Raw genomic sequence first — 3,538 nt, 5'->3', positions numbered from 1 at the left:
CTTCAGCGAGCATGATGAGTTGTGCGATAGCAACCGTTTCAGCAATGTTAGGAATGCCCTTGAGCCCCATTCTGGTCGATATTGCACCGCTATGCATGCTTCCTTGATAAAGGGAGCGGACCATCGGGTGCATAAAGATTGTAAGATCGTAGGTATACGCATAATCGAAACAGCGCTTTGAAATTGCTAGGGTATCCATTGTTGTAAAACCATTACTCAAGGCCTTACATCCCGAGTCTTTTAGCTCTGCGTATTCGCTTAGTAGCTTCCCTTCTAGGCTTTTGGTCATCGCCCCGATCATAATGAGTTCGGCGCCAGTGAAAGGCGTCACTTGCTGCTCAATCAGTTTTGAAATTGCAGGCACGTCGTTAACGGGCGAGGTGTTTGGCATTAAGCATACACGACCCACTCCTCCCGCAGCGGCTGCCTTTAGCTCTAAATCGATCACATTCAGACTAGAAACAACCATGCCCAAATCGGTTAGCGTGGGAACAACGAGTTTACCCTTGCAGTTGATTGTATTAGCCTCTCCACCATCTGGCTGATCGATTGATCTAATTAAGCCATCCTCAACAACTATTGTTTCAAACGGCGTTTTTTCGCCTTCACTGTTTAAATAGGTACCGCCGGTTAGCTTGAATTTCATTTTGAAGGCACCTCATTTTTTTGCTGTTTCTCCTCTACTTGACCGCTCATCGCCATAGACATTACTGCCATTCGCACGGCGATACCGTTTGTAACCTGATCTAGAATCACTGAACGAGGGCCATCAGCGACGTCTGAAGCGATCTCAACTCCCCGGTTTATTGGTCCAGGATGCATAACAATGGCGTCTGGTTTTGCATGTCTAAGTGCCTCAGATGTGAGGCCATAGCGTTTAAAGTATTCGCTCTCACTAGGAAGTAAAGCGCCTTGCATTCGCTCGCGTTGAAGCCGAAGCATAATGACAACATCAAGATCACGCATACCCTGCTCTAGATCCCAGAACACTTTCACGCCCATATCTTCGATATTTGGTGGGAGTAATGTTTTCGGCGCAATGACACGAATCTCTTCTGCTCCGAGCGCGTTTAAGGCTCGGATCTGAGATCTCGCGACGCGAGAGTGAAGTATGTCGCCAATGATCCCCACTTTAAGGCCTTCAATCTGCTGCTTTTTATGTCGAATTGTGAGCATGTCTAGCATGGCTTGCGTAGGGTGCGCATGCCATCCGTCGCCAGCATTGATGATGGCAACGCCGGGGGTGACCGATTCCGCAATAAAATGCTGGGCGCCACTTTGTGCATGGCGAATAACAAACATGTCGCTCGCCATGGCTTCAAGATTAAGCAGCATGTCTGATAATGACTCGCCTTTTGAGGTCGCTGAGGTACGAATATCCAAATTTAGTACATCTGCAGAGAGTCGCTTGGCTGCAAGTTCAAAGGTTGAGCGTGTGCGCGTGCTAGGCTCAAAAAACAGATTGGCTACGGTTTTACCTCTTAAGAGAGGGACGTTGCGAATGGAACGCTCACCAACTTCAATGAAGGAGTCAGCGGTATCCAGTATGTTCGTCAAAATTTCTTTACTTAGTCCGGCTATGCTTAAGAAATGCTTGAGATTACCTTGGGAGTTAAGTTGCAGAGAGGGATTCATGGCAGCGTGGTCCAATTAAGCATCTTGAGTTTTACGTTTTAGAAGAAGGGGCGCGGGGCCTTCAAGTTTCAGGCGTTCATTCGGAGCAAGGGAGAAACTCTGACCAATTATATTAGCGCTAATCGGTAACTCTCTTTGTCCAATGTCAGCGAGCACGGCCAGTGTAACGCTTGCCGGTCTACCGAAATCAAATAGTTCGTTCAGTGCTGCACGAATAGTCCGCCCAGTCATTAGAATATCGTCCACGAGAATGATGTGTGCGTCTTCGGTGGCAAAGGGAAGATTGGTCGGGGTTACAGTCGGTTGCAGGCCTATGCGTGTAAAGTCATCACGATAAAAACTGATATTCAGCTCTCCCATTGGAGCCTCATCGCCGAGCAAGCGATTAAGTTCACGGGCAACCCAGACGCCGCCTGTTTGTATACCTACGATACAGTATTTGCTGATATTAGAACTCTTTAGGGCTTGCTTTAGTTCATCAGCCATTTTTTCAATCAGGTTTAGCGCCTGAATTTCAGTGTTCGTCATTCTCATTCCTAATCTCAAACCAGCTTTCCAGCACGAGACATGCGGCTAGTCCATCAACTGAGTGGTCTCCAAAATCGACATGGCCTTTTTCTTCAAGGACCATCCCTTTAGCTTCATAACTAGATAAGCGTTCATCATGCATGTGAACGACTGTATGAAACCTACCGTGAATACGGTTTCCGAATTTACGAGCCCTTATGGACAGTTCACTCTCGGTTCCATCCATATTGAGCGGTAAGCCGACGATGACAGCTTTTGGCTGCCATTCTCTCAATAGCTTTTCTAGCTCCTGCCAATTCGGAATTCCATCCTTTGCTTTCATTGGACTTAGCTGGCGGGCTTTACGAATGAGATCACTACCGATTGCTACCCCAATACGTTTTAACCCAAAATCAAAACAAAGATAATTGTTAGCCATGTATTCTCATTGGACTCATTAGGCATGCCCTGCGTTCGTGCTAAGTTTCGCTGCATCGAGCCCGATGCTGGCCATTGCCATATCGTATTTTTGGCCCAAATCAGTGTGGAATAATATGTCCTCGCTAGATGCGCACGTTAACCAAGAATTCTGTGCGATTTCGCCTTCTAATTGCCCGGCACCCCAGCCGGCATAGCCAAGAGCAATAACAAATTTCTCAGGGCCTTCATTATTTGCAATGGCTTCGAGTATGTCTCGTGATGTTGTGAGCTGAATACTCGTGCTCACTTCATAGCTACTATCCCACGAGCTGCCATCGTTGTGCAGAACAAAACCGCGGTCGAGCTGAACCGGACCGCCTTGCGAGACGGGTGTTTCGTTATGCTGCCCGTCTGTCGTGAATGACAATTGCTCGAAAATATCCCCGAGATTAATTCCGCTAGATCTGTTGATGATGATGCCCATTGCGCCATCTTCATTGTGCTGGCAAATATAGGTAATGGTTCCGTTGAAATTGGGATCTTCTAGCTGTGGCATGGCTATCAAGAACTGGTTCTGGAGATTAATCGTCGTCACCGGCAGCATCAGCCTTTAGAAAGAAGGAAGGGTTTCTATTCTAGAGCTTCTAGAAGCTCGATACACCCCTTCCCGTGTAAGAAAATGTGCGAATTAACTCAAGAACATCGCGCTCTTTGCGAACTTCTTTGGGAAATGGCGCGAATGGAGCTGCGCGACTAACAATATCTTTTGTTTTAGCATCAAGCACTAAGTTGCCTGAGCTCTGTAGTATCTTTATATCTCTGATGCTGCCGTCAGAATAGATGGCGATCGCAACGCGCGGCTTTCCATAAAGCTTTCGGCCCGCATCGCGTGGGAAGAATTGTTTGCCGATGCGTTCTATTTTGGCAACAACTTGCTCCACATAACGAGCATCGACCGCTTTCATTGTTGACGCCG

At 47.3% G+C, this 3,538-nt stretch carries 5 protein-coding genes and 1 pseudogene; all 6 read right to left on the bottom strand.

Annotated elements, in window-relative coordinates:
* Window positions 1-646 (bottom strand): annotated as a pseudogene (locus A3751_RS13885) (hypothetical protein); the annotation flags it as partial.
* Entirely contained in the window at window positions 643-1,635 is a 993-nt protein-coding gene (locus tag A3751_RS13880; RefSeq protein ID WP_068457113.1) for an aspartate carbamoyltransferase catalytic subunit, read from the bottom strand. The gene A3751_RS13880 and the pseudogene A3751_RS13885, both read right to left, overlap by 4 nt.
* Before the next feature lie 15 nt (window positions 1,636-1,650).
* Window positions 1,651-2,163: a bifunctional pyr operon transcriptional regulator/uracil phosphoribosyltransferase PyrR gene (gene pyrR, locus A3751_RS13875; protein ID WP_156492466.1), complete on the bottom strand. Its 513-nt coding sequence runs from the start codon at window positions 2,161-2,163 to the stop codon at window positions 1,651-1,653.
* Complete coding sequence (ruvX, locus tag A3751_RS13870; protein ID WP_068457106.1) at window positions 2,150-2,581, bottom strand: Holliday junction resolvase RuvX; 432 nt, start codon at window positions 2,579-2,581, stop codon at window positions 2,150-2,152. Before ruvX ends, pyrR begins: the two co-directional genes overlap by 14 nt.
* A gap of 18 nt (window positions 2,582-2,599) precedes the next feature.
* On the bottom strand, window positions 2,600-3,157 hold the full coding sequence (locus A3751_RS13865; protein ID WP_231871910.1) for a YqgE/AlgH family protein: 558 nt from the start codon (window positions 3,155-3,157) through the stop codon (window positions 2,600-2,602).
* A 49-nt stretch (window positions 3,158-3,206) separates the two neighbouring features.
* Window positions 3,207-3,538: energy transducer TonB (locus A3751_RS13860; protein WP_156492465.1), on the bottom strand; the 332-nt coding region annotated here is incomplete at its 5' end.

The sequence above is a fragment of the Oleiphilus sp. HI0080 genome (assembly GCF_001635135.1).
Note: the sequence above shows the minus strand (reverse complement) of the source record. Positions and strands in the feature narration are given on the sequence as shown.

What these genes read in the sequence shown, in the direction of transcription:
- A3751_RS13880 (WP_068457113.1), bottom strand. Translation starts at nt 1,635, where the DNA reads ATGAATCCCTCTCTGCAACTTAACTCCCAAGGTAATCTCAAGCATTTC.
- pyrR (WP_156492466.1), bottom strand. Translation starts at nt 2,163, where the DNA reads ATGACGAACACTGAAATTCAGGCGCTAAACCTGATTGAAAAAATGGCT.
- ruvX (WP_068457106.1), bottom strand. Translation starts at nt 2,581, where the DNA reads ATGGCTAACAATTATCTTTGTTTTGATTTTGGGTTAAAACGTATTGGG.